Source organism: Aeromonas sp. QDB63, assembly GCF_027707425.1.
Lineage (GTDB): Bacteria > Pseudomonadota > Gammaproteobacteria > Enterobacterales > Aeromonadaceae > Aeromonas > Aeromonas caviae.
Genome location: NZ_JAPCIS010000067.1, coordinates 1 through 3166 on the forward strand (window position 1 = coordinate 1; position 3166 = coordinate 3166).

A 3166-nucleotide genomic window follows, 5' to 3' on the forward strand; every position below is an offset into this window, starting at 1 on the left:
CAAGGTAAGAACCTTGAAACAGCATCCACGCAAGAACAAAACGGCCATCAACATCGAATACATGAAAGCCAGCATCCCCCCGGTGTCAGAATAGTTGTCGCCTAATCTGAATAATCTAAATGTGAAGACCGGGGGCGGATAAAGAGTGTCGAATGGCTCGTTATTCAAGTGAGCGCAAGGCTGCTTTGCTCAAGAAGCTGCTGCCGCCCATCAATATGTCGGTGGCCGAGTTGGCTCGGCAGGAAAACATCAGCGAGGTCACTCTGTATAATTGGCGCAAACACGCCAAAGACGGAGGGTCTCCTGTGCCCGGGGACAACAAACTGACCGATGAATGGCCCGCCGAGGCCAAGTTCGCCGTCGTGCTGGAAACCGCTGCGCTTTCCGAGATTGAACTCAGTGAGTACTGCCGCCGTAAGGGTCTCTATCCCGAGCAAGTCCAGCAATGGCGCCAAGCCTGTATTCTGGGCCAGCAATCCGCTCGTACCTTACAACAGGCGCAGAAGGCACAGGCCAAAGCGGACAAGAAGCGTATCCGGCAACTGGAGCAAGAGCTGCGGCGCAAAGACAAGGCCCTGGCCGAGGCGGCAGCTCTGCTGATATTGCAAAAAAAGCTCGATGCCTACTGGAGCAACGTCGACGAGGACAACTGACCTCGTTGCCAGAGCGGCAGCAATACGTTGCATGGTGGCGCGAAGCGCTTGAAGCTGGCGCCCGCAAGCATCCTGCGGCCGAGGTGTTGGGGCTGAGTCTGCGCACGCTCCAGCGCTGGTTGGCCGGGCCTGAGCTGAGTGCCGATAGGCGACCGGATGCGGTTCGTTCCATACCTGCTCATGCATTGAGCCCAGAGGAGCGGCAGGCCGTGCTGGACGTCTGCAATAGCCAGGAGTTCGCCTCGTTGCCGCCGAGTCAAATTGTGCCACGGCTGGCCGACCAGGGGCGCTACTTGGCCAGTGAGTCGAGCTTCTATCGCATCTTGCGGGCGGCTGACCAGCAGCACAGGCGTGGCCGGAGCCAACCACCGCGTCATGTGCCGGTACCAACCAGCCATACCGCGACTGGGTCCAATCAAGTGTGGTCCTGGGATATCACCTACTTGCCGTCACTCGTGCGCGGCCAGTATTACTACCTCTATCTGATAGAGGACATCTACAGCCGCAAAGGGGTGGGCTGGGAAGTGCATGAGCAAGAGTGCGGTGAACGGGCGGCGGCGTTGCTGCAACGGAGCTGCATATTCCGGTCGAAAATGAACACCTATTCCGGTTTAAAATGAACGCTGATTCCGGCTTGCGTGTACACCGATTCCGGACACCTCAGTGCACGTACTCTGATATCAGATGAACCGTCCTGTTCCAACAGCGCCCTAGGCTGTGTTCTCAAAATGCTGGTTTTCTGTCCACACATAACTCGCGCAAGTAGCGAAGGCAGAAAGCCAGTTTGATAAAGGCTGCAAAACTCTTGGCTAGGGAAGGTGCGAATAAGTCATATGGCACGAGAGCATTTACTGGTAACCCATTGATATTAAATGACTAAAATTTTCATTTTTTGTTCGTGGGATACTTGTTCGCACTTTCCTTAAATGTTGACGCCATGATGTGTGCCGTCAGGCATATGAACGAATAGACTTAACCGACAGTCATGGCTCTCAACTAATCTTTTGAGTGATAACAAACTATCGAGAACATCGGGATCTATTGCAGGAACATCACCAGGCCCGAGATTTGAAAGCAGTTTGGTCACACTGAGACGTACCAGTTGCTCTTCGGCCAGCGCCTTGGCTCTCTGGACAACCTCGGGTGATTCGGATGAAATCATATCCTCCAATGTCCTCCCCATACGGTGCTCCTACTACAGATAGAATTAAAGGCCCACGCCGAGCAGGCATGGGCTCTCAGCATTAGATCAAGAAGTCATCCAGTGCTTTTCCAGCCGCAACAGCGTCTGCAATGGCCTTGGGCATGCGCCCCTGACCAGTCCAGGTCTTCTCCTGACCATCCTCGGTATAGCGGTATTTTGCTGGACGAGGAGTGCGTTTCGCTTTAGCTGAACCGTCAGCTTTCGCCGGAGCCGCAGTACCAACCAGCTCACTCGGATCTATGCCAGCTTCTTTCAGCAGCTCGGTAAACTCAGCCAGTTTTTGCAGGCGCTCGGCTGACTCAGCTCTGATTTTGCTCTCTTGATGCTCACGTTCGGCATAGATTTCGTCAAATTTGTCTTTAGCCTCGACCAACTGCTCAAAAGAGAGCTCACGCAATGCAGCACGAAGGCTACGGATATTCAGCAGAATTTTCAAAAAATCGTTCATTGATAGCCTCATGTATCACATTTTTATATCTGGAGAATTATCTCTCAATCCCAGCATCAGCTCCACTGTTTTTGGCACCAAGATGATTATAGAAATAGCATTATTCAAAAAGACGTGAGCGATATCGCGTTTGGATCTGCTGAGTGACCTGGCTCTAATCTTCTATGACACTGTGTAGCTAATGGTGGTAGTGAGCGTTGAGACCACCTCACCAGATGAGCCTATGAAGGATCTTGTTCGGCTCACGAAATGAGCCGATAGGACAATATCATTGGCTCACAGAATGAGTCGATGATAGGAAATAGTTCTCTCCACACAACCTCGAATATAGGGGCATACTATTCAGATTATCTCCCTATTAGAATAATCACGCCCAAATGTGTCTGGGTTTGCAGCCTCATAGTCATCGTCAAACATATGTTCCCCGCGATGCATCTCCCTCACTGTTGCGAGTGTACCGAAAAAGCACATTTCACACAGATGCACCTTATAACGTTCACCATCGTGACGGGAACCATAGCCAAAATCCGCCGATAACGAGCCGTATTGATTGGTTCCAAAATTCGTTTTTGTACTACGACCACAGACATCACAGAGAATGTCAACGACCTGCTCTGTTGGCACAATTTCTTTTACGAGCATGCTACGCTCCTAATCTGATGAGAATAGGAGTTATCATACGCGGACACACTATATATATTGCAACTTGTTTTGGTTACTTTCTGGTATCCATGCGAATGAGAGCTTTCACTTCGACAACAGTGGCGCCGATAGGAACACCTATGGAAGGTGCGAACAAGTCCCTGATATGAGATCATGTTTGTCATCTGGAGCCATGAAAAAGGGTTCATTATGAGTCAT

The 3166-nt window shown here is 51.1% G+C and carries 2 protein-coding genes and 2 pseudogenes; 1 reads left to right on the top strand and 3 read right to left on the bottom strand.

Going from position 1 to position 3166, the window contains the following annotated elements; translation table 11 throughout:
* Positions 1-152 precede the first annotated feature (152 nt).
* Positions 153-1234, top strand: a pseudogene (locus PG879_RS20340) (IS3-like element ISAs20 family transposase); the annotation flags it as partial.
* A 142-nt stretch (positions 1235-1376) separates the two neighbouring features.
* Here PG879_RS20340 and PG879_RS20345 read toward each other — a convergent pair.
* The 3 genes and pseudogenes from PG879_RS20345 to PG879_RS20355 all read right to left on the bottom strand — a co-directional run.
* A pseudogene (locus PG879_RS20345) lies at positions 1377-1466 on the bottom strand (IS5-like element ISAs34 family transposase); the annotation flags it as partial.
* Between the two features lie 431 nt (positions 1467-1897).
* Complete coding sequence (locus tag PG879_RS20350; RefSeq protein ID WP_010675353.1) at positions 1898-2305, bottom strand: H-NS family histone-like protein; 408 nt, start codon at positions 2303-2305, stop codon at positions 1898-1900.
* Positions 2306-2647: 342 nt separating this feature from the next.
* Positions 2648-2947, bottom strand: a complete 300-nt coding sequence (locus PG879_RS20355) for a hypothetical protein (protein ID WP_005303889.1) — start codon at positions 2945-2947, stop codon at positions 2648-2650.
* Between the last annotated feature and the right edge of the window lie 219 nt (positions 2948-3166).

What these genes read in the sequence shown, in the direction of transcription:
- PG879_RS20355 (WP_005303889.1), bottom strand. Translation starts at nt 2,947, where the DNA reads ATGCTCGTAAAAGAAATTGTGCCAACAGAGCAGGTCGTTGACATTCTC.
- PG879_RS20350 (WP_010675353.1), bottom strand. Translation starts at nt 2,305, where the DNA reads ATGAACGATTTTTTGAAAATTCTGCTGAATATCCGTAGCCTTCGTGCT.